This window comes from uncultured Ruegeria sp., assembly GCF_947497005.1.
Taxonomy (GTDB): domain Bacteria; phylum Pseudomonadota; class Alphaproteobacteria; order Rhodobacterales; family Rhodobacteraceae; genus Ruegeria.
On the sequence record NZ_CANMFF010000005.1, the window covers coordinates 130,233 to 150,692 of the forward strand.

Genomic DNA, 20,460 nt, shown 5'->3' on the forward strand with positions numbered 1-20,460 from the left:
CATGCAAGCCGTATTGCTGTCAGATGCCAGGAAAAAGGACAATGCCTGCGTCCATGCCTCGTGCGTGTCAGTGGCCGGGTGCGGTGTGTTGATCATCGGTGCATCAGGTTCGGGGAAATCCGGACTGGCGTTGCAAATGATGGCCTTCGGGGCGCAGCTGGTTGCCGATGACCGGGTTCAACTTGAGATGCGGCAGCAGCAGGTTTTTGCAGATGCCGCGCCACAGATAGGTGGTTTGATCGAGGCGCGGTATGTCGGTTTGATCAAAGCAGAAGTTTCCGGGCCGGTCCCTTTGGGCTATGTTGTGGATTTGTCTCAGAATGAGACGAAGCGGTTGCCGGAACAGACGACTATTTCCGTTCTGAGGCAAACTGTTCCCTTGCTTCGGGGCGCGGGTGTGCCCAATTTGGCAGCAGCTTTAATGCAGCTTTCAAGAGATGGGCGTGTGACCCCGGAATGGCCGAACGAATGATATCGCAAAGGCGGATCGTATTGGTGACCGGCCCGTCGGGTGCTGGCAGATCGACCGCCATTCATGTGTTGGAAGATTTAGGTTTTGAGGCCATCGACAACCTGCCGATGGGGCTTTTGTTGCGGCTGCTTGAAAGTGCGGGCAGTGATCGCCCGATGGCCTTGGGTATAGACGCCCGAAATCGCGACTTCTCGACCATCGGTTTCATAGAACTGGCCGAAAAGCTGGGTCGCATGGCGCAGGTCGATTTGACGGTTCTGTATCTGGATTGCAGCGATGATGTTCTGGTGCGCCGATTTTCGGAAACCCGACGACGGCATCCGGTCGCCAGGAATGCCAGCCCGGAAACCGGTATCCAGCGTGAAAAAGAGCTGCTGGCGCCTATACGTGAGATTGCGGATACGCTGATCGATACAAGCCTTCTGAACGTGCATCAGCTACGGGATGAGGTCGAGAACTGGTTTGCACCCAAAGGCAGGCGACATCTGGCGGTTTCCGTCGAATCCTTCTCCTATAAACGCGGTCTTCCACGCGGGTTGGACATGGTGTTCGATTGCCGTTTTCTGGCAAACCCTTATTGGCGGACCGAGCTTCGGGCGGCGGACGGTCGACACCCCGACGTCGCGGGCTATGTGCAGTCAGACGCGAACTACTTACCGTTTTATGAACGTGTGCTGGACTTGTTGATTCTGCTGCTGCCAGCCTTTCGGGCCGAGGGTAAAGCGCATCTTTCCGTGGCGTTCGGGTGTACGGGTGGGCAACACAGATCTGTCGCTTTGGCTGAAGCCGTTGCAAAGGCTCTTGCGGAAGACGGGCAGCAAGTGGCAGTTAGGCATCGCGAGATGGAACGTCGGTCGTTGAATGTGAGGTCGGATTGATCGGAATTGTGATCGTTGCGCATGGGGGATTGGCCCAGGAATACCTGGCCGCCACGCAGCATGTGGTCGGGCCGCAGCCCAACCTTGTGGCCATTGCGATTGAAGCGGACCATGACCGGGACAATAAACAGGCCGAAATCTGCCGTGCCGCAGACGAAGTCGACATGGGGGATGGTGTTGTTGTCGTCACCGATCTCTTTGGCGGCAGCCCCTCGAATCTCAGCCTGCGTGCCTGCGCGCCTCAGGATCGGCGCATCCTATATGGAGCAAACCTGCCGATGCTGATCAAACTGGCCAAAAGCCGCCACTTGCCCATTGGTGATGCCGTCCGCCAGGCGATGGAGGCTGGACGGAAATATATCAATGCGCAGAATGTGACATTAGATTAAAAGCGGATTATTGAATATGACTAACCGAAGCCTGAAGATAATCAATGAAAAGGGCCTGCATGCGCGCGCCTCGGCAAAGCTGGTTGAGGTAGTAGAAGGGTTCGATGCATATGCTGAGGTTTCAAAAGACGGACTTTCTGCATCCGGAGACAGTATTATGGGCCTTTTAATGTTGGCAGCCTCGCGTGGAACAACTATTGACGTCGAGACGTCCGGGCCGGATGCTGAGGCATTGGCAGAAGCTCTGGAAACGCTTGTGAACGACAAGTTCGGAGAGGGGTTCTAAGCCACCCCGCCGGGACAGAAAGAACGGGAAGACCAGGAATTGGCGGAAACAACGCACGAGACCAAGACAAGCCCGGTGGTGGATGGGACCGCAGATCAGGGTGAGATCTACGATCGTAGAACTCTGACGTACGCGAACTCGTTCGACGATGTCTGGACTTCGACTGCCATTCGCGCGATCGAATGGTGCACAGGCAAGCTGACCATTCTGCGCATGGTCAACAAGTTCGAAAAAAAGAACGAAAACTACCGTGGACAGCGGTTCTGGGGCGGTGCGCTTAAGACAATGGGTATCGATCTGACCACTCCGCAGGAGCAGATTGCTCGCATTCCTGAAACCGGCGCCGTGGTTGTCGTGGCCAACCACCCCCATGGCATGGTGGATGGCATGATTCTGGCCGAGCTGATCGGCCAGGTGCGCAGTGATTACCGTATCCTGACCCGTTCGGTCCTGACAGGGCTGGACGAAGCGGCGACGTCTTTCATGATCCCGGTTCCATTTCCGCACGACCCCGAGGCACAGGCCAAGATGCTGGAAATGCGGGGTAAGGCAATGGAACACCTGAAAAATGGTGGCGTTGTGGCACTGTTCCCATCCGGTGTTGTGATGTCATCTGACGACTGGTTCGGTCCCGCCATAGAGCGTGAATGGAATGTGTTTACGGCGAAGATGATCCGCCGTTCGGGCGCGCGTGTTGTGCCGATTTTCTTTCCGGGCAGCAATTCCCGCTGGTATCAGATCGCCAACCGTATCTCGGCAATTCTGCGGCAGGGTCTGCTGCTGCATGAGATCGTCCAGTCCTGCAACAAACCTCACTCGCCGGTCATTGGCGACACGATTTCGGATCAGGACATGGAACTACTGGAACGCGATCCGCGCGGTTTCATGGCGTGGCTTAGGGATCATACAATGTCTCTGGGCAAGCCGAACCAGACCTGATCTGTGTCTTCATCAGGCTAAGAATAACCCGGGCGAAGGGGCTGACCCCCTCAGCGCGTCGGCACCGGAACCTCGCCCCTGTAATCATAGAAGCCACGCTCGGTCTTACGCCCCAGCCACCCGGCCTCGACATATTTTGTTAACAGTGGACAGGGGCGATACTTGGTGTCGGCCAGCCCGTCATGCAGCACGTTCATGATCGCCAGACAGGTGTCCAGCCCGATGAAATCCGCCAACTCAAGCGGTCCCATGGGATGATTCGCACCCAATTTCATAGACTGGTCGATGGATTGAACGTTTCCGACACCTTCATACAGCGTGTAAACCGCCTCATTGATCATCGGCATCAGGATACGGTTCACGATGAAGGCCGGGAAATCTTCAGCACTGGCAGCCGTTTTTCCCAATCGGTCCACCACTGCCTTGCAGGAGCTGAAGGTTTCTTCATCCGTGGCGATGCCCCGGATCAATTCCACCAGTTGCATTACCGGCACCGGGTTCATGAAGTGAAACCCCATGAATCGTTCGGGCCGGTCTGTGCGGCTTGCAAGGCGTGTGATCGAAATGGACGACGTATTTGATGTCAGAATCGTATGAGGTAGCAGGTGCGGCAGGAGGTCTTCGAAAATCGCCTGCTTGATCGTTTCCCGCTCGGTTGCGGCCTCAATAACCAAATCAGTTTGACCCAGTTGCGGAAGCTCCAGCGTGGTCGTAATCCGCTTCAGGGCAGCCTGCATCGCTTCGTCCGCAATCTTGCCGCGCGATGCCTGTCGCGCCAGGTTTCCCTCGATTGTGGAAATTGCGCTGTCCAGAGCATCCTGACTGACATCGTGCAGCAAGACTTCGTATTCCGCCAAAGCCATGACATGGGCAATGCCATTGCCCATTTGACCCGCGCCAATCACCCCGACCGATTTAACTTCCATGTTCAGCTGCCTTTGCCCTGGAGGATAGCGCGACAGTATCGGCAGACTGGGGCAGGCGGCAAGAGGATCGAACCCGTCAATTTCGCTTCAAATGCGCGCATTAGGAAAATCTCAATACCTAAGGCCGCAAAATGGCAACCGGGTGAAAAACGGGGGGCTTGATATGAGCTTTCATCAATCAAACAGCGGTGGAGAGGCTGTCTGTCAATACGCGGGCTCCAAACTCTGGTTCCGAGGGCCAGCCGGCACACTGGACGCGCCTTTTGTGGCCTGCCTTGGCGGGGAAGAGACCTTTGGCCGCTTCGTAGGATATCCCTTTCCGGCAGTGCTTGAGAAACAGTTGGGACACCAATGTGTCAACTTCGGCAGCCTGTTCTGCGGAGCCGAGGCGATAATCACCGATCCGGGGGTGCTGAAACTGGTCAATCGGTCAGATCTATGCGTGTTGCAGGTGCCGGATGTGCCGTGCCAGTCGAACCGATTTTATCGCGTACATCCGCGCCGCAATGATCGGTTTCTTGAGCCTTCGTGCGACCTGTTGCAGCTTTACCCCGATGTCGACTTTACGGAAATCCACTTCGTCAGACATTTGCTGGAACGGCTGCGGGCCAAGCAGGATGCGCGTTTCGAAGTCATCGCGCAGGAATTGCGAGAGGCATGGGTTCGAACCACATCAGAGGTGATACGGCGAATCGAGCCTCCTGTCATTCTTCTCTGGCTACATGTGCGACGGCAGGATGGTGTTCATGGCGATCCTGTCCTGCCGGACGCCATCATGATCGACCAACTTCGACCGCTATGTGCCAATGTAGTGGAATGTTCGGTCTGTGTGTCTGCCCAGTCCGATGAGATTGAAGATCTGTTGTTCGGCACGCTGCAACTGCCGCTCGCTGAACATATGATCGGCCCATCTGCACATAGAGAGATTGCCGGGAAACTGTTGGCTGCAGTGCGGGATCTGGATTGAAAAGGCCCGCCGTCCGGGCGGGCCTTTGCAAGATTGGTCGTCGAAAACGTCTGACTGGGATTAGCCGAGTTTTTCGGTCAGTTCCGGCACGGCGTTGAACAGGTCGGCGACCAGACCGAAGTCTGCAACCTGGAAGATCGGCGCTTCTTCGTCCTTGTTGATCGCAACGATGACCTTGCTGTCCTTCATACCGGCCAAGTGCTGAATCGCGCCCGAGATGCCGACAGCGACATAGAGGTCCGGGGCAACAACCTTACCGGTCTGACCCACCTGCCAGTCGTTCGGGGCATAGCCCGAGTCAACGGCAGCGCGCGATGCGCCAACGGCGGCGCCCAGCTTGTCAGCCAGACCTTCGATCAGTTTGAAGTCTTCTTCCGAGCCGACACCACGGCCACCCGAGACAACAACGCCAGCCGAGGTCAGTTCCGGACGGTCGCTTTCGGCTACCTTGTCCTCAACCCACGAGCTCAGGCCCGGGTTTTCGCCAACTGCGACGGTCTCGACTGGAGCGGAACCACCTTCGCCCGCGGCATCAAAGCTGGCGGTCCGGATGGTGACGACTTTCTTGGCGTCGTTCGATTTCACGGTCTGGATCGCGTTGCCCGCGTAGATCGGACGCTCGAAGGTCGACCCGTCAACCACGCCGGAGGCGTCCGAGATCACCATCGCGTCCAACAGGGCTGCCACGCGCGGCATCACGTTCTTGGCGTCGGTGGTGGCTGGCGCCACGATGTGCTCGTAGCCATCGGCCAGACCCACGATCAGGGCCGCGGTAGATTCCGCCAGGCGGTGACCCAGCGAAGCATCCTCGGCCACCAGAACCTTGGAGACACCGTCGATCTTGGCGGCGGCTTCCCCGGCAGCGGCGGCGGAACCACCAGCGGCCAGAACGGTGATGTCACCCAGTGCTTTTGCGGCGGTCACGGCCTTTGCGGTCGCGTCCAGCGCCAGTTCGCCATTGTTGACTTCGGCAAGCAGAAGTACAGCCATTACACAGCCCCCACTTCTTTGAGTTTCTCAACCAGCTCGTCGACAGAGCCTACGATGATACCGGCGGCACGTGCCGGCGGCTCTTCGGTTTTGACGACTTCCAAACGCGGAGTGACGTCGACGCCGTAATCGGCGGCGGTTTTTTCATCCAGCGGCTTTTTCTTCGCCTTCATGATGTTGGGCAGCGAAGCATAGCGCGGTTCATTCAGACGCAGGTCAACAGTGACAATGGTCGGCATCTTGACGCTGATGGTTTGCAGACCGCCGTCTACTTCACGGGTGATCTTGGCGCTGTCACCATCGATGTCCAGTTCGGACGCGAAAGTGCCTTGCGACCAGCCCAGCAGGGCCGACAGCATCTGGCCGGTTGCGTTCATGTCGTTGTCGATCGCCTGCTTGCCAGCAAGAACGATACCGGGCTGTTCTTCCTCGACCACTTTGGCCAGGATTTTGGCAACAGCCAGCGGCTCGATATCCGTGTGAACATCATCAGCGGCAACAACCAGAATTGCGCGATCTGCTCCCATGGCCAGCGCGGTACGCAGGGTTTCCTGCGCTTGCTTCACACCGATCGAAACAACAACGACTTCGTCAGCCTTGCCTGCTTCTTTCAGGCGGATCGCCTCTTCAACTGCAATTTCGTCGAACGGGTTCATCGACATTTTGACATTGGCGAGATCAACACCGCTACCGTCCGCTTTCACGCGGACCTTCACATTGTAGTCAATCACGCGTTTGACAGGCACCAGTACCTTCATTGTAGCGCTTTCTCCTCAAAAAAACGGTAAGCCGCGTAGCGACTCCACCAATGCTCTCGACGGACTAGATAGCGCTTGCTGTCGTGGCACAACAGAGCAAAATCGTCACGTCATAGTGTCGGGACGTCGCGTTTTGCTGTTTTTACGCAATGGAACGAAAGATTATTGCCTTTAGCCCCAGCTTTCATCACGCCGTCATCAGCGGTTCGCACCCGGAACCCACAAAACGTCGTTCTTGCCGTTGTTGTTGGCGCATCGGGCGGCAACAAAAAACCAGTCGCTGAGACGATTGAGGTATTTGACTGCCACATCGTTGACGGGCTCCATATTCGCCAGTTCGACCGCCAGCCGTTCCGCCCGGCGCGACACAGTGCGGCACACGTGCAATTGTGCTGCCAGACGCGAGCCACCGGGCAGGATGAAACTGCGCAGCGGTTCCAGCGTTTCGTTCATTGCGTCAATCTCGGTTTCCAGCCGGTCGATCTGGCTGTGTACGATACGCAAGGGCGTATAGTCGGCTTCAGCATCCTTATCCATGTCTGGGCGGCAGAAATCAGCACCCAGATCGAACAGATCATTTTGAATCCGCGACAGGGCGTCTTCGACAACGCTCTCGGCTTCGGTCCGTGCTACGCCGACAAAGGCGTTCAATTCATCCACAGTGCCGTAGGCAGCAACACGACCTGAATACTTTGCCACGCGTTCGCCATTGCCCAGAGCGGTCTTCCCACCATCGCCTGTGCGCGTGTAGATTTTGTTGAGTACGACCATTTATTGAACTCCTTGTCCGCGCAAATATACGAAAAGAATGATCAGCAACACGGCGATGAACTGAAAGAGGATGCGCAGCCGCATCATCTTGTTGCTTTTCTTTGCCGCTTCCATGCCGCCTTTGCCGAAATTCGCGATGCCCAGGGCCAACACAACGACAACCGCCGCCATAGCCAAAAGCAGTATGACCATTAAAAGGTCCATTTGAAGTCACCGTCCGGTTTTTTCGATTATCACCCATCTAGCGTCAGGGCGTCGAAAAGCGAACGGGAAATATCGTCTCAGATATCCGAAAGGATGCGATCAGTGGCTTTTGTGGACAGAATTCGGCGCAGGACCCCTGCGATATATGTCGGAGTGGTCACGTAATAGCGTGGCTTGGGGCGTCGTGCCTCGACCGCATGGGCCAGCTTGTCTGTAACGGCAGAGGCGGGCAATTCAAACCGGTCTGGCCCGCTGCTTTCATAAAGGCGTTTCAGCAGTGAGCCTTCATATCTGTCCCGCAGCGCCGAGTTTTCCCAGTCTATGTACTTTTCGAACATCGGGATCGCTTTTTCCCGAAGTTTCGAAGTGATGGGACCGGGTTCGATCAGAACGACATGAATACCGGTGTCCCGCAGCTCCAGCCTGAGCGTGTCGGTCAGGCCTTCGATGGCGTATTTGGTGGCGACATATGCGCCGCGCCATGGGAAGGCGACAAGACCCAGAACCGAGGAACACTGCACGATCCGGCCTTGGCCCTGTTCCCGCATGACGGGAATTACCTGACGAGTCAGTTCATGCCATCCAAAGACATTGGTTTCAAAGATATGGCGCAATCCGTCTGTTGGTACGTCCTCAACTGCGCCCGGCAAGCCATGTGCGCCATTGTTGAAAAGGGCGTCCAGTGTGCCACCCGTCGCCTTAAGAACATATGACAATCCCGAAGAAATGCTGTCGGCATCGGTGTAATCGATTCTTGGGCTCTCAAACCCCTGAGCGCGCAAGCGATCACAGTCGCGTTGCTGGCGGCAGGATGCGAAAACGCGCCAACCTCGCGCACGCATACCGTGTGCTGCGTCCAGGCCGATGCCTGACGAGCATCCCGTAATAAGAATTGATTTCTGCATGTACCTTCCGAACTTGATCCCCGCCAATAGCTATGGCGGGGTTTGCGGCAGGGCAATGACGCTTCGATGTCAGTTCGTTGTTTTCCGGACAAGTGATGCCGATATCCACCCAACCTGTTGCCCTGGCAACACGCGCAGGCGCAACCAGCCGGTGCCCGAATCCCCAAAGACCTCGACCTGCTGGCCAATTCGGGCTTTGCCGACAATCGGGTAAATTGTGCCCGGTCCGTCGCGAAGGTTAACGCGAGTTCCGGATATCTCTCGGATATCCTTGGCGGGTTCAGCAAGTGGCGGCAAGTCAACTGTTGGCAGTTCAGCGTCGGTGGTAACCTGTTCCAAAGCTGCCACGCCTTGTTCCAATGACGCCAGGGTCAAAGTAACGCTTTCGTCGCTGAACAGCGAAGGGTTTGCCTTCAAGCCTGCCGCAACCTGCGAAAGCAGTGCTTTGGTTTCGTCTTCGCCCAGCTCGGCGACGGTTTCAGTGACGGGCGGAGCCACGACCGAAGGTCTCACTGTGGCGCGCGTAACCAACCCTTCAACTGACGCCGGTTCGACAACCGGGGCCGCCGGTTTCGGTGCAGCGGCAACGCGTTCAGGTTTTGCGGTGCGAACTCCACGAGGTTCAAAATCGGGGCCCCCGCTCATCACGTAAAAGGTCCAGCCGAGTGCGGCAAAAGTAACAAGTATCAGGCGCGTCATGGCGCATCCCCCAAGCAATCGTAACATCAACAATAAGCAGCAATTCAATTGATGAGAGCCTAGCATATTTCTGCGGGTGAGTCGAAAAACCGGGGAAATCAACTGGCTGTCTCCCCCTGTTGCAAAAAGCGCGACTTTTCCCCAGCTAAATATTTGTTGCTTGCTTTACCCGGCCGCGCTTGCGTCGTATCACATCATATATGAATGACACGATCGACGACCCCAATATGGAGACCCCTGAGACCGGGGGCGAAGTGGCTGAACCGCTGCGCCGCGCGATAGGCGAGCGTTATCTGACCTATGCGCTGTCCACTATCATGCATCGCGCTCTGCCGGATGCGCGAGACGGATTGAAGCCGGTACACCGGCGAATCCTCTATGCGATGAGAGAGTTGCGACTCAGTGCAACCGGAGGTTTCAGGAAGTCCGCCAAGATTTCGGGCGACGTGATGGGCAACTACCACCCGCATGGCGATGCTGCGATCTATGACGCCATGGCGCGTCTGGCGCAGGATTTCAACGTCCGTTATCCGCTGGTCGACGGGCAGGGAAACTTCGGCAATATCGACGGCGATAACCCGGCGGCCTCGCGATACACTGAGGCGCGGATGACCATCGTGGCCGAAGCGCTGCTTGAGGGTCTGAACGAGGATGCCGTCGACTTCCGCGACAACTATGACGGCACGCTGACCGAGCCAGTTGTGCTGCCCGCGCAGTTCCCGAATCTGCTGGCGAACGGATCCAGCGGCATCGCGGTGGGTATGGCGACGAACATCCCACCGCACAACATCGCCGAGCTTTGCGACGCCTGTCTGCACTTGATCAAGACGCCCGACGCGCGCGACGATACGCTGTTGAACTACGTGCCCGGCCCGGACTTCCCGACCGGCGGTGTCATCGTCGAATCGCCCGAGAATATCGCGCAGGCCTATCGCACCGGGCGCGGTTCGTTCCGGCTTCGCTGTAAATACGAGGTCGAGGATCTGGGCCGCGGCCAGTGGCAGATCATCGTTACCGAGATCCCTTATCAGGTTCAGAAATCCAAGCTGATCGAAAAGATCGCGGAACTGATCCAGACCAAGAAAATCCCGATCCTCGCCGATGTGCGTGACGAATCCGCCGATGACATTCGCCTGATCCTGGAACCACGTTCCAAGAACGTGGACCCCGAGGTGCTGATGGGCATGCTCTATCGCAACTCGGACCTTGAGGTGCGGTTCAGCCTGAACATGAACGTGTTGATCGATGGGGTGACGCCCAAGGTCTGCTCGATGAAGGAAGTGCTGCGTGCCTTCCTCGATCACCGGCAAGAGGTGCTGCTGCGCCGGTCGCGTCATCGCATGGCCAAGATCGACCATCGCTTGGAGGTGTTGGAGGGCTTTATCGTCGCCTTCCTGAACCTTGACCGTGTGATCGACATCATCCGCTACGACGACGATCCAAAAGCCGCGCTGATGCGCGAGGATTGGGGCATTGATCACGTCCGCGCCACGGACGAATCCGACTACATCACGCCCAAACCGGGCGAGGGCGAATTATCTGAGGTTCAGGTCGACGCCATCCTCAACATGCGCCTGCGCAGCCTGCGTCGTCTAGAAGAGATGGAACTGGTCCGAGAGCGCGATGAGTTGATGCTGGAACGCGCCAACCTCGAAGACCTGCTGGCCGATCCCGCCCTCCAATGGGCCAAGATTGCAGAGCAGCTGAAAGAGACCAAGAAGACCTTTGGCAAAGACTACGAAGGCGGCGCGCGCCGGTCTCAATTCGCTGAGGCGGGTCGGGTCGAGGAAGTGCCGCTTGAGGCGATGATCGACAAGGAACCGATCACGGTCGTCTGCTCTCAGATGGGCTGGATTCGCGCCATGACCGGTCATATCGACCTGAAGCGCGAGCTGAAGTTCAAGGATGGCGACGGTCCGCGCTTCATATTCCACGCGGAAACGACGGACCGGTTGCTGGTGTTTGCGTCGAACGGACGATTTTACACTATCAGCGCCGCCAATCTGCCTGGCGGGCGCGGTATGGGTGAGCCGTTGCGCCTGATGGTTGACCTTCCGAACGAAGCGCAGATCATCGATATCCTGATCCACAAGCCCGGACGCAAACTGCTGGTGGCGTCGGATGCGGGCAACGGATTCATGGTGCCCGAGGATGACGTGTTGGCCCAGACCCGAAATGGCAAGCAAGTGCTGAACGTCAAAGGCAGCGAAACGGCCATGATCTGCAAACCGGTCGACGGCGACCACGTGGCGGTCGTATCCCAAAACGGCAAGTTCCTCGTTTTCCCAACCGAGGAACTGCCCGAGATGACTCGTGGCAAGGGGGTGCGGTTGCAGAAGTACAATATGGCGCGTGGTCGGCAGGGCACGCTTGAGCTGGATGGCGGTCTGTCGGATATCACCACCTTCAACTGGGAAGAGGGCCTGAAATGGTTTATGGGCGGTGACAAAACCCGGCATGAGGCAGATATGACCCAATGGCTGGCAAAACGTGCAGGCGTCGGAAAAAAAGCACCTTACGGTTTCCCACGGGACTATAAGTTCTCGTGATCTGGCGCTCTGATGGTGAAATTCTGCTGATACGACTTGGCACAAGCCGTATCAGTGCGCTAGATCAATAAAAAACAAGCCTATCGAGACGAGACATGTTGCGCATTCTGACGCTGATCACCGGACTGGCCCTAATGGCCGCTTGCACCCAGACGCAGGTTTACGAGCCGCCCGAGTCCCTTGGGGAATTCAAGCTACGCGTAAACTATGCCTTTGCGGACAAAGCCGTACAGGGGCCGGTATCCCGGGACGCCACACCTGATGAATGGACAAAAGCCATCCAGAACGCGGTTGATATTCGATTGGGGCGCTATGAGGGCGCGCAGGAATATGACGTCGGTATAAGCCTTGAGGGCTACATGCTGGCCCCTCCGGGTATTCCAGTGATCTACAATCCCAAAAGCACAGCGATTGTGCTGGTCAACGTCTATGATGTGAAGAAAAAAGAGTTTTTGGCCAAGGGAAAGCAGTTTCAGGTACTGGAAGACACCACAGGTGGCAGTGCATTGAAAGGGTCCGGGCACGAGCGTACCAAGGAAGAACAGATGAGTGGTCTGGCCCTGAAAGTTGCCGACCGTGTCGAAGAATGGCTGGCCGAAGAACACGACGAGAATGGCTGGTTCGACAAACGCCCGAACCTGATCCAACCGCTCGATTCCAGTGAACTAACGCAAAATCCGGCAGGATAGGTGCATTTCCCCAAGGATGTGCTTGATTTTCCGCTTTGAACCAAATATCTCGCGCGCGCAGATGTAACCACGGGACCAAGGGTCCCCCAAATCGCAAAAGGGCGCCTGAGGAATGGCAAAGGAAAAGTTTGAGCGTAATAAGCCGCACGTCAACATCGGCACGATTGGCCACGTTGACCATGGTAAAACGACGCTGACCGCAGCAATCACCAAGTATTTCGGTGACTTCAAAGCGTATGACCAGATTGACGGTGCGCCTGAAGAAAAGGCTCGTGGCATCACCATCTCGACCGCCCACGTGGAATACGAGACCGACGCGCGCCACTATGCGCATGTCGATTGCCCCGGCCACGCCGACTACGTCAAGAACATGATCACCGGTGCGGCGCAAATGGACGGCGCGATCCTGGTTGTGAACGCAGCTGACGGCCCGATGCCGCAGACGCGTGAGCACATTCTGCTGGGCCGCCAGGTTGGCATCCCGAAGATGGTCGTATTCATGAACAAAGTGGACCAGGTTGACGACGAAGAGCTGCTGGAACTGGTGGAAATGGAAATCCGCGAGCTGCTGTCTTCGTATGACTACCCCGGCGACGACATTCCGATCATTGCCGGTTCGGCTCTGGCCGCGATGGAAGGCAACAACCCTGAAATCGGCGAAGAGAAGATCCGCGAACTGATGGCGGCTGTTGATGAGTATATCGACACCCCAGAGCGTGCCGTTGACCAGCCGTTCCTGATGCCGATCGAAGACGTGTTCTCGATCTCGGGTCGTGGTACCGTTGTGACCGGTCGTGTTGAGCGTGGCGTGATCAACGTTGGCGACGAGATCGAAATCGTCGGTATCCGTGACACTTCGAAAACAACCTGTACCGGCGTTGAAATGTTCCGCAAGCTGCTGGACCGCGGTGAAGCGGGCGACAACATCGGCGCGCTGCTGCGTGGTGTTGACCGTGAAGGCGTTGAGCGTGGCCAGGTTCTGTGTAAGCCGGGCTCAGTTACACCGCACACCAAGTTCGAAGCCGAAGCCTACATCCTGACCAAGGAAGAGGGTGGCCGTCACACGCCGTTCTTCGCGAACTACCGTCCGCAGTTCTACTTCCGGACCACTGACGTGACCGGCACCGTGACCCTGGCAGCTGGCACCGAGATGGTCATGCCCGGCGACAACGTGTCGTTCGAAGTTGAACTGATCGCCCCGATCGCGATGGAAAACGGCCTGCGCTTCGCCATCCGCGAAGGCGGCCGCACCGTCGGCGCTGGCGTTGTTTCCAAAATTGTAGAATAATTTTGGAAAGCGGTGGGCGGCAGTTGCTCTGAAAGAGCAATGAGAGCCCACTCGGTTGAACTAAAGAAGGCCGTCCCACATGGGGCGGCCTTTTTGTCAAGGTTTTCGAAGAACGGATTATCTTCGAACCACTTCATGTCTAATTTTTTAACTTGCGACCCAAATTACGAACTCTTACCTGGCTCAGAAACAAACAGAGTAGCACGCTAGACCCAAAAACTAGTCCGTTGAAACGCAAGTATTCCGCCACAGTGCGCTGAGCTTGTGTATTGGAGCATTATGCGCACTTCCTACCGATCCAGATTGCTCCAAATATGTTAGTCTCGAGTCGTGATTAACGGCGTCTTTTGTAGATGTGATTTTGTGAACCCCTGTCGAATTCTCCGCTTTTGCAACGAAAGGTAATACGCCACCCTGTTTTACCACATCATCATTCAGGTCGTACGCGACAGAAATCGTTGTTGTCGAGGGAATGTCGTAATCAAGTGGGTCATACTGCTTTTGCCCTCTTTTTGGTACCCCGCCTTCATGCTGGCGATAATGCTCACGTACTGCCAGTTTAGGTGCCGCAAGCACGACACAATACACGTCATTACGTTGCTGAGCTAACGCCATGGATAAATGTCCGCCTCCAGAATGACCAAATAGAGAGAAACCTTCCCAAGAATATCTCTCTTTCAAAGCGTCCATAACGGCAGAATGGTACATCCATTCTTCAGGCTGTCGCCAATCATTGCGATCTTTGGAGAACGGACGGGTAGACACTGAAAATTTGATCGGGATCGATTGGCGATACCGAACCCAAATTGCATCTGTATCCACCATTTTCTTTTCGGGGTCATCACCATGAAAAAAAATCGGAAGATTAACAGCGATTTCACCAGAAATATTTTTTGCTAGACGAAGTTCAGCGGCTTTACCCGTTGTTATCGCGATCAACTTTGTGAAGCTCTTAGCGTCCAGAGACTCAACCAGCAATACTCCGGAGACTATTTCGCCACCAAACCATTCACACCATTCATTTGTGTTTGCCTCAGTCAGGGCTGGCAAGGGTAATGGCGCGAATACCTCAAATTCCGATATCAAACGCTGTGAGGCGCGGGCAGTTTTCCCACCCCAAAGACCATCGGAAGGGCCAGCATCATAGCCTAGTTCCTTTAACCTCTCTTGAACACAAACCAATTTAGGGTTTGAGGGTGTAGCGACGGAGGAAGTCGCGCAAAATGCCAGGGCTAGGAAAAAAAACTGCAATCGCATTGTCTGTCTCAAACCTCTGGACCGAAGAACTCAAACATTCACAATTATCATAAAATGCAATCTGAGTGTCAAAATGTTAACCTTGGTTACTAAAAAAGCTTCCCTGCTATAGAGTGATCATTACTTCGGTCAATATTGAATGTCGCGAAACAAAAAACTGCCTTGGAAATCTAACATCGCGGCATCAATTGCTTTATGTATTTGCCAAAGCCCTCTCATCCCTGTGAGTCGCGCGAATTCTCGCCAAGAACGTCAAGGCGGGGCAATTTCCGTCTATTAAGTATCCAATGCAGTTCTAAAACCGCCTTTCGATTCCAAGCTCAAAGTTGGTTTCAGAGAAGCTATAGGCGGGAATGTCTGAATCCGCGCGGCTGTATTCGATCAGTCCAAACGGGGAAAACCCGTTGCCTATGAACAGATCGTTCTTTTCGATCCGCAAAGTTGACCCCCACGAGGTCTCGTCCGGGCTTGCGGTGAGCAGCGGACTGGGTGTCTTGAAAGACTTGCTTTCCAGATAGACGGATGGCCGGAACGTGAAGCCGCCACGGGCGTCGTATCGCCCGAACACGCTCACTCTTTTACGGGTATAATTCTCCAGGGCATCTTCAACCGATTTGTCCTGATAAAAAGCGCTGATACCGATCAAACCACGACCGCCTACAGACCGCCGTAGGCCCAGCTCGCCCTCAAAGGAATGACCGTCAAGGGCGCTGGATCTGGGGTTGTGAAGCTTTGAGGCGTTCAGAGCACCAAACACCGAACCGCCCAGCAGGTTGCGCCGTTCGAAGGCGCCCTCCAGCGAGACGCGGTTTTCATAGGTCTGCCCACCGATCAACCGGGTTCCGATGGTCGGTCCGAATGAAGCCGTAGTATATTGCGACAGGGTCCGCAGACCAAATCGACCTACAAAGACATAATCGTCATAGCGCGAGGTCCGCGCTTCGGTAACGTCGAAGTTGAACGACGCAAACGCAACCGTTTGCAGGTCGGAAAACCCAAGATTGACGGGCCGCCGGAAATTTGCGGCGCCCGTTGCCCGAATCCCGACCTCGGTTGATGTATCCCGGTTGAGAGTGAATGGCAGGTTGAAGCCTAGGAAACGGAGTGTGATTTCGTCGGTATCGTATTTTCGTGGATTGCCTACGGTTGTGAACCTAAGGCTGAGGTCCCAATCAAATCCCCGACGTGCGTCGATTTCACGAATGAACGCCAATACGCGGGCTCGGACAGGATCGGGTAAATCACCGGATAAAACGGAGAAGAACTCATTGCGCGCGCGATTCCACTGGCGGGCCATGAAATAAGCGCGGGCCAGCTCAAGCCGAACCCGGACCAAGTTCGGATTTGCGGCCAGAATGGATGAGAATTTTTCTATGGCAACGTCGGGTCTACCGTTCTGCAGATCTGTCAGGCCGCTCAGAAACAGGGCTTCGATTTCGAACTGATCCGCAGATTGAGAAACGCGCTGAGTTGTGTCTGCTTTGGCCTTTACCGGATGAACGGGTCCGGCGACGATAAACATACAGGCAAAAACCAGTAATATCCGGATCATGCCAAATCCTCTCAACTTATGGTCGTGCTGCCGCAGTGCCACAGAACGCAGGGTAAAAGATCGGGTGGTTTGACCATGAGTCCCGCACTCGTCAAACGGTAGTGATTTTGCCCCTTAAAACGAACTCGTCGGACTTGAGGCAACACCAGAAAATTCCTTTAGATTGAATTCGTAACTCGGCTTGCGCCACATGGGTGAACATCTAATGTGCCGCAAAAGTATTGACTATGGAGCAGTTATGAAAACCAAAATTAGTTGCCGGATTGCAGCATTTGTTCCTGTTGCCCTGCTGAGTGCCTGTGGTGGTGTCGCAGGGCTGGATTTTGATCTCGACGGCGGCGGTGATTCGTCCTCGGGCGGATCAGGTTTTCAGGGGCCGATTTCGACGACACCCGCACAGAAAATCAATTTGCCACAGGATGGTACAGCAACATTGAATGGCCGGGCGGTTGTCCAGTCTTTCACAAAAAACCAGAGCACCCAGCAAGTCACTGTTCAAAGCCAGTCAGTGCCCTCGAATTCGAATGTGACCCTGACGACAAGCTCAGGAAACATTATCGCTGTGACGGGTTCCGCGACGGGATCAAATGTGACGTTGGACAGCCGCACTGGCGATATTGTTCAGCAAGGGGCGGTGACGACAGTTTTCAATTCGCCGGATCGGGACAACGGAGCATTGTTACTGGATCCGTCGCGAACACGTTTTGAGTACCAGACCTTCGGGACCTGGATTCAGGGGCGCCAACAAACAACCGGGACGGCAGCTGCGGGATCATATGGATCGGTTACACCGACCGCAAGCATGCCAAGTGGACGCTCTGCTTCCTACCAAGGCATAAGCACCGGTGTTGCCCGTTTGAACGACGGTCTGCAATATCAAACGAGTTCAAACATCAATGTATCCACCGACTTTTCGACGGCTACAATTTCCAGCTCAAATACGACTGCGAACAGTTTGGTGGTTGGGGTTCCGGATCGGGCTGCACCTGAACTGGACTTCGGCGGTACAGGCAATATTTCGAATTCCGGTTTTAACGCGACTATTGCAGGGCCTGGAACAAGTGGTGAAGCTTACGGAGTGTTTTATGGTCCGAACGCCGAGGAAGTCGGCGGAACCTTCCAGGCCACCGGAGCCGGCGGCGTGTCGCATATCGGCGCGTTCGGGGCTGATTGATTATTGAACCAGAGCTCTTTGCTACGAAAAGGGCTCTGTTGTTCGCCTGCAGCCCTTTTAGCTGCTGGCTGAATGCTCGGGTTCAGATGCTATTGCGACAATGCTGAATTAGCGGCTGCCCGGACGGCACGGATGTTGTCTCCGTAAACTTCTGGGGTGGAAACCGATCCACCCTTGAACACAGCTGATCCGGCGACCAAAACATCTGCGCCTGCTGCTGCAACCAGCGGAGCGGTTTGCGGGTCAACTCCGCCATCGATTTCGATATGCACCGGGCGGTCGCCGATCATTTGACGCAACTTGCGGACTTTGCTGGTCATGTCGATGAATTTCTGACCTCCGAACCCGGGGTTTACGGTCATCACGCAAACCAGATCGGTAAGATCCAGCAAATGCTCGACCGCTTCGGCAGGGGTGCCAGGGTTCAGGGCAACGCCAGCTTTCATACCGGCGGCGCTGATGGCCTGCAGGGTGCGATGTGTGTGAGGGCCTGCTTCGATATGCGCGGTCAAAATGTCTGCTCCGGCATCGGCGTAAGCCTGGATGTAGGGATCGACGGGCGTGATCATTAGATGCACATCCATCACAGTTTTCACGTGCGGGCGGAAGGCTTTGACGGCCGGGGGGCCAAAGGTGAGGTTCGGAACGAAATGGCCGTCCATCACGTCCACATGAACCCAATCTGCACCTTGCGCTTCGATGGCCTGAATTTCCTGCCCGAAATTGGCGAAATCGGCGGACAAAATGGATGGCGCGATCTTGATGGTCCGGTCAAAGCTCATGTTGGCCTCGTATCAGCTGAAGAGTCGCGGATGCGTATACCCGTGGGGCAGGGGGATGGATAGCCCTTGCGACCGCCGGGTCGTTACAAAACTTTCACCACGCTGACACATATCCGTTGAACGGCATCGATAGCAGTCCGCCAACACGAATTGGGGGTGGCACGTGCTGCGTATCGAAAAACTGACTAGGCGCTTTGGCGACAACGTTGCCGTGGATGCTGCGACGCTGGAAGTGGACAAGCCTTGCATGATCGGGATCATTGGTCGGTCAGGCGCGGGTAAATCCACCCTTTTGCGGATGATCAATTGCCTGACGGAATCCAGCGACGGTCAGGTTCTGTTCGAAGGGCGCGACATCACCCGGTTGAAAGGGCGCGAGAAACGGGCCTGGCAGGCGGATTGTGCAATGATCTTCCAACAGTTCAATTTGGTGCCGCGCATGGACGTGGTCTCGAACGTGCTGCACGGCACGTTGAATCGTCATTCCACGCTGGCAACCATGTTCAATCTTTTTCCTATGGAAGAGATCCATCGTGCCATCGACATTCTGGATCGTCTTGGCATTGCGGAACATGCGCCTAAACGCGCCGAGGCCTTGTCGGGTGGCCAACAGCAACGCGTCGCCATTGCACGCGCTCTGATGCAGGACCCGAAAACTATTTTGGCGGACGAACCGATCGCGTCCTTGGACCCGATGAACGCCCAGATGGTGATGCAGGCTCTGCGCCGCATCCACGAAGAGGATGGCCGTACTGTCATCGCCAACCTGCACACGCTGGATACCGCGCGCCGTTATTGCGACCGCGTGGTTGGTATGCGCGACGGGCGCATCGTTTTCGACGGTTTGCCGGAACAACTGACCACAGGCGTCGCACGCGAGATCTATGGCGCTAATGCCAGTTTCTCGGAAGAGGCGACATCGACCGAAATTGAAACGCTCAATGCGACCCAGAAGGCTCTGATGGAAGTAGAAGCCACCATCTGAGCCACCCCAACCCCTTTCATCGCCCGGCCCGATGAGAGGCCCGGGACATCAACCTGGAGAGAAACAGATGAAAAAATTGATTGCTGCCCTGGTGGCGACTTCAGCACTGGCCGCACCGGTCATGGCAGAAGAAATCAGCGCATTTCGCATCGGCATCCTGGGCGGCGAAAACGCTCAGGACCGTTTGAACAACAACGAATGTCTGCGTCAGTACACCGAAGAAGAGCTGGGCGTTGAAACCAAGCTGTTCGCCCCTGCCGATTATAACGGTGTAATTCAGGGCCTGTTGGGCGGGACCATTGACATGGCCTGGCTGGGCGCGTCGGGCTATGCAAAAACCTATCTGAGCGACCCTGAGGCAGTTGAGCCGGTTCTGGTCAAGGTCAACACTGACGGCGGCTACGGCTACTACTCGATCGGTTTTGCCCGCAAGGACAGCGGCATCGCCTCACTGGAAGACATGAAAGACAAAGCCTTCGGATTCGGCGACCCGAACTCGACTTCGGGCTACCTGATCCCGTCGATTGAAATCCCTCAGGCCACTGGTGCGACCATGGACTCGGGTGATTACTTCGGGGAAGTGAAGTTCACTGGTGGTCACGAGCAGACCATCGTTGCTGTAAACAACGGTGACGTTGACGGTGGCGTAACCTGGGCTGACGGCTTGGGTGATTGGGAAGACGGCTTCAACTCGGGCGCTTTACGCCGTGCCGTTGACGCCGGTCTGGTCGACATGAACGATCTGGTTATGATCTGGCAGTCCAAGCCGATCCCGGAAGGTCCGGTCGTTCTGCGCACCGCGCTGCCAGCGGACGTCAAGGAAAAGATGACAGCCCTGATGGCTGGCCTTCACGAGAAGGACCAAGAGTGTTTCTACGGTGTGGCCGCAGGTGAAGCGAAAGCGTTCGAGCCGATTACGCACGACGCCTACGAAATCATCATCGAAGCCCGCAAGCTGAAGTCCAACTGAGTCTGCAATCCAATGAACGGGGTCCGGTGC

At 55.9% G+C, this 20,460-nt stretch carries 22 protein-coding genes; 12 read left to right on the forward strand and 10 right to left on the reverse strand.

Features of this window, described 5'->3' with window-relative positions:
- Position 1: 1 nt before the first annotated feature.
- The 5 genes from Q0816_RS08995 to Q0816_RS09015 are packed head-to-tail and all read left to right on the forward strand — an operon-like array spanning position 2 to position 2,964.
- Positions 2–472 (forward strand): serine kinase, encoded by a 471-nt coding sequence (locus tag Q0816_RS08995; RefSeq protein ID WP_298849609.1) that lies wholly within the window; start codon positions 2–4, stop codon positions 470–472.
- Positions 457–1,350 carry an RNase adapter RapZ gene (gene rapZ, locus Q0816_RS09000; protein ID WP_298849610.1) on the forward strand — a complete coding sequence of 298 codons (894 nt, stop codon included), beginning with the start codon at positions 457–459 and terminating at the stop codon, positions 1,348–1,350. Before Q0816_RS08995 ends, rapZ begins: the two co-directional genes overlap by 16 nt.
- On the forward strand, positions 1,347–1,739 hold the full coding sequence (locus tag Q0816_RS09005) for a PTS fructose transporter subunit IIA (RefSeq protein WP_298849611.1): 393 nt from the start codon (positions 1,347–1,349) through the stop codon (positions 1,737–1,739). The genes rapZ and Q0816_RS09005 overlap by 4 nt, the downstream gene beginning before the upstream one ends.
- 16 nt (positions 1,740–1,755) lie before the next feature.
- On the forward strand, positions 1,756–2,025 hold the full coding sequence (locus tag Q0816_RS09010; RefSeq protein ID WP_298849613.1) for an HPr family phosphocarrier protein: 270 nt from the start codon (positions 1,756–1,758) through the stop codon (positions 2,023–2,025).
- A gap of 39 nt (positions 2,026–2,064) precedes the next feature.
- Positions 2,065–2,964 (forward strand): lysophospholipid acyltransferase family protein, encoded by a 900-nt coding sequence (locus tag Q0816_RS09015; RefSeq protein WP_298849615.1) that lies wholly within the window; start codon positions 2,065–2,067, stop codon positions 2,962–2,964.
- 50 nt (positions 2,965–3,014) lie between these two features.
- Here the strand turns inward: Q0816_RS09015 and Q0816_RS09020 are convergent, their stop codons facing one another.
- Complete coding sequence (locus Q0816_RS09020) at positions 3,015–3,890, reverse strand: 3-hydroxybutyryl-CoA dehydrogenase (RefSeq protein WP_298849617.1); 876 nt, start codon at positions 3,888–3,890, stop codon at positions 3,015–3,017.
- Between the two features lie 163 nt (positions 3,891–4,053).
- Here Q0816_RS09020 and Q0816_RS09025 point away from each other — a divergent pair, with 163 nt between their 5' ends.
- Positions 4,054–4,857, forward strand: coding sequence for a DUF6473 family protein (locus tag Q0816_RS09025; RefSeq protein WP_298849619.1), 804 nt, complete (start codon positions 4,054–4,056; stop codon positions 4,855–4,857).
- A 60-nt stretch (positions 4,858–4,917) separates the two neighbouring features.
- On the opposite strand, the gene Q0816_RS09030 is transcribed toward Q0816_RS09025, so the two are convergent.
- The 6 genes from Q0816_RS09030 to Q0816_RS09055 form a co-directional block, all read right to left on the reverse strand.
- On the reverse strand, positions 4,918–5,847 hold the full coding sequence (locus Q0816_RS09030) for an FAD-binding protein (RefSeq protein WP_298849621.1): 930 nt from the start codon (positions 5,845–5,847) through the stop codon (positions 4,918–4,920).
- Positions 5,847–6,605, reverse strand: coding sequence for an electron transfer flavoprotein subunit beta/FixA family protein (locus Q0816_RS09035; RefSeq protein ID WP_298849623.1), 759 nt, complete (start codon positions 6,603–6,605; stop codon positions 5,847–5,849). Before Q0816_RS09035 ends, Q0816_RS09030 begins: the two co-directional genes overlap by 1 nt.
- A 198-nt stretch (positions 6,606–6,803) precedes the next feature.
- Positions 6,804–7,376 carry a cob(I)yrinic acid a,c-diamide adenosyltransferase gene (locus Q0816_RS09040; RefSeq protein WP_298849625.1) on the reverse strand — a complete coding sequence of 191 codons (573 nt, stop codon included), beginning with the start codon at positions 7,374–7,376 and terminating at the stop codon, positions 6,804–6,806.
- Positions 7,377–7,580: a twin transmembrane helix small protein gene (locus Q0816_RS09045; protein ID WP_298849627.1), complete on the reverse strand. Its 204-nt coding sequence runs from the start codon at positions 7,578–7,580 to the stop codon at positions 7,377–7,379.
- Positions 7,581–7,657: 77 nt separating this feature from the next.
- Positions 7,658–8,485: an SDR family NAD(P)-dependent oxidoreductase gene (locus tag Q0816_RS09050; RefSeq protein WP_298849629.1), complete on the reverse strand. Its 828-nt coding sequence runs from the start codon at positions 8,483–8,485 to the stop codon at positions 7,658–7,660.
- A 69-nt stretch (positions 8,486–8,554) separates the two neighbouring features.
- Positions 8,555–9,184: an SH3 domain-containing protein gene (locus Q0816_RS09055; RefSeq protein ID WP_298849631.1), complete on the reverse strand. Its 630-nt coding sequence runs from the start codon at positions 9,182–9,184 to the stop codon at positions 8,555–8,557.
- A gap of 200 nt (positions 9,185–9,384) precedes the next feature.
- Here Q0816_RS09055 and parC point away from each other — a divergent pair, with 200 nt between their 5' ends.
- From parC to tuf, 3 genes are all read left to right on the forward strand, one after another.
- Positions 9,385–11,733, forward strand: coding sequence for a DNA topoisomerase IV subunit A (gene parC / locus Q0816_RS09060; protein ID WP_298849633.1), 2,349 nt, complete (start codon positions 9,385–9,387; stop codon positions 11,731–11,733).
- A gap of 95 nt (positions 11,734–11,828) precedes the next feature.
- Positions 11,829–12,422 (forward strand): hypothetical protein, encoded by a 594-nt coding sequence (locus Q0816_RS09065; RefSeq protein ID WP_298849635.1) that lies wholly within the window; start codon positions 11,829–11,831, stop codon positions 12,420–12,422.
- Between the two features lie 112 nt (positions 12,423–12,534).
- Positions 12,535–13,710 (forward strand): elongation factor Tu, encoded by a 1,176-nt coding sequence (gene tuf, locus Q0816_RS09070; protein WP_298849637.1) that lies wholly within the window; start codon positions 12,535–12,537, stop codon positions 13,708–13,710.
- Positions 13,711–13,929: 219 nt separating this feature from the next.
- Here tuf and Q0816_RS09075 read toward each other — a convergent pair whose 3' ends face one another.
- On the reverse strand, positions 13,930–14,967 hold the full coding sequence (locus Q0816_RS09075; protein ID WP_298849640.1) for a peptidoglycan-binding domain-containing protein: 1,038 nt from the start codon (positions 14,965–14,967) through the stop codon (positions 13,930–13,932).
- A gap of 295 nt (positions 14,968–15,262) precedes the next feature.
- Entirely contained in the window at positions 15,263–16,519 is a 1,257-nt protein-coding gene (locus Q0816_RS09080; protein WP_298849642.1) for a tetratricopeptide repeat protein, read from the reverse strand.
- Positions 16,520–16,757: 238 nt separating this feature from the next.
- Here Q0816_RS09080 and Q0816_RS09085 point away from each other — a divergent pair, with 238 nt between their 5' ends.
- Positions 16,758–17,693 carry a transferrin-binding protein-like solute binding protein gene (locus tag Q0816_RS09085; protein WP_298849644.1) on the forward strand — a complete coding sequence of 312 codons (936 nt, stop codon included), beginning with the start codon at positions 16,758–16,760 and terminating at the stop codon, positions 17,691–17,693.
- A gap of 89 nt (positions 17,694–17,782) precedes the next feature.
- Here Q0816_RS09085 and rpe read toward each other — a convergent pair whose 3' ends face one another.
- Complete coding sequence (gene rpe, locus Q0816_RS09090; protein ID WP_298849646.1) at positions 17,783–18,475, reverse strand: ribulose-phosphate 3-epimerase; 693 nt, start codon at positions 18,473–18,475, stop codon at positions 17,783–17,785.
- A gap of 163 nt (positions 18,476–18,638) precedes the next feature.
- Here rpe and phnC point away from each other — a divergent pair, with 163 nt between their 5' ends.
- Together phnC and phnD are read left to right on the forward strand one after the other, a co-directional pair.
- Positions 18,639–19,460: a phosphonate ABC transporter ATP-binding protein gene (gene phnC, locus Q0816_RS09095; protein WP_298849648.1), complete on the forward strand. Its 822-nt coding sequence runs from the start codon at positions 18,639–18,641 to the stop codon at positions 19,458–19,460.
- A 67-nt stretch (positions 19,461–19,527) separates the two neighbouring features.
- Entirely contained in the window at positions 19,528–20,430 is a 903-nt protein-coding gene (phnD, locus tag Q0816_RS09100; RefSeq protein ID WP_298849650.1) for a phosphonate ABC transporter substrate-binding protein, read from the forward strand.
- Positions 20,431–20,460 lie beyond the last annotated feature (30 nt).

Excerpts from the sequence above, each read along its gene's own strand:
- Q0816_RS08995 (WP_298849609.1), top strand. The coding sequence starts at position 2 with ATGCAAGCCGTATTGCTGTCAGATGCCAGGAAAAAGGACAATGCCTGC.
- rapZ (WP_298849610.1), top strand. The coding sequence starts at position 457 with ATGGCCGAACGAATGATATCGCAAAGGCGGATCGTATTGGTGACCGGC.
- Q0816_RS09010 (WP_298849613.1), top strand. The coding sequence starts at position 1,756 with ATGACTAACCGAAGCCTGAAGATAATCAATGAAAAGGGCCTGCATGCG.
- Q0816_RS09020 (WP_298849617.1), bottom strand. The coding sequence starts at position 3,890 with ATGGAAGTTAAATCGGTCGGGGTGATTGGCGCGGGTCAAATGGGCAAT.
- Q0816_RS09025 (WP_298849619.1), top strand. The coding sequence starts at position 4,054 with ATGAGCTTTCATCAATCAAACAGCGGTGGAGAGGCTGTCTGTCAATAC.
- Q0816_RS09030 (WP_298849621.1), bottom strand. The coding sequence starts at position 5,847 with ATGGCTGTACTTCTGCTTGCCGAAGTCAACAATGGCGAACTGGCGCTG.
- Q0816_RS09035 (WP_298849623.1), bottom strand. The coding sequence starts at position 6,605 with ATGAAGGTACTGGTGCCTGTCAAACGCGTGATTGACTACAATGTGAAG.
- Q0816_RS09040 (WP_298849625.1), bottom strand. The coding sequence starts at position 7,376 with ATGGTCGTACTCAACAAAATCTACACGCGCACAGGCGATGGTGGGAAG.
- Q0816_RS09045 (WP_298849627.1), bottom strand. The coding sequence starts at position 7,580 with ATGGACCTTTTAATGGTCATACTGCTTTTGGCTATGGCGGCGGTTGTC.
- Q0816_RS09050 (WP_298849629.1), bottom strand. The coding sequence starts at position 8,485 with ATGCAGAAATCAATTCTTATTACGGGATGCTCGTCAGGCATCGGCCTG.
- Q0816_RS09055 (WP_298849631.1), bottom strand. The coding sequence starts at position 9,184 with ATGACGCGCCTGATACTTGTTACTTTTGCCGCACTCGGCTGGACCTTT.
- parC (WP_298849633.1), top strand. The coding sequence starts at position 9,385 with ATGAATGACACGATCGACGACCCCAATATGGAGACCCCTGAGACCGGG.
- Q0816_RS09065 (WP_298849635.1), top strand. The coding sequence starts at position 11,829 with ATGTTGCGCATTCTGACGCTGATCACCGGACTGGCCCTAATGGCCGCT.
- tuf (WP_298849637.1), top strand. The coding sequence starts at position 12,535 with ATGGCAAAGGAAAAGTTTGAGCGTAATAAGCCGCACGTCAACATCGGC.
- Q0816_RS09075 (WP_298849640.1), bottom strand. The coding sequence starts at position 14,967 with ATGCGATTGCAGTTTTTTTTCCTAGCCCTGGCATTTTGCGCGACTTCC.
- Q0816_RS09080 (WP_298849642.1), bottom strand. The coding sequence starts at position 16,519 with ATGATCCGGATATTACTGGTTTTTGCCTGTATGTTTATCGTCGCCGGA.
- Q0816_RS09085 (WP_298849644.1), top strand. The coding sequence starts at position 16,758 with ATGAAAACCAAAATTAGTTGCCGGATTGCAGCATTTGTTCCTGTTGCC.
- rpe (WP_298849646.1), bottom strand. The coding sequence starts at position 18,475 with ATGAGCTTTGACCGGACCATCAAGATCGCGCCATCCATTTTGTCCGCC.
- phnD (WP_298849650.1), top strand. The coding sequence starts at position 19,528 with ATGAAAAAATTGATTGCTGCCCTGGTGGCGACTTCAGCACTGGCCGCA.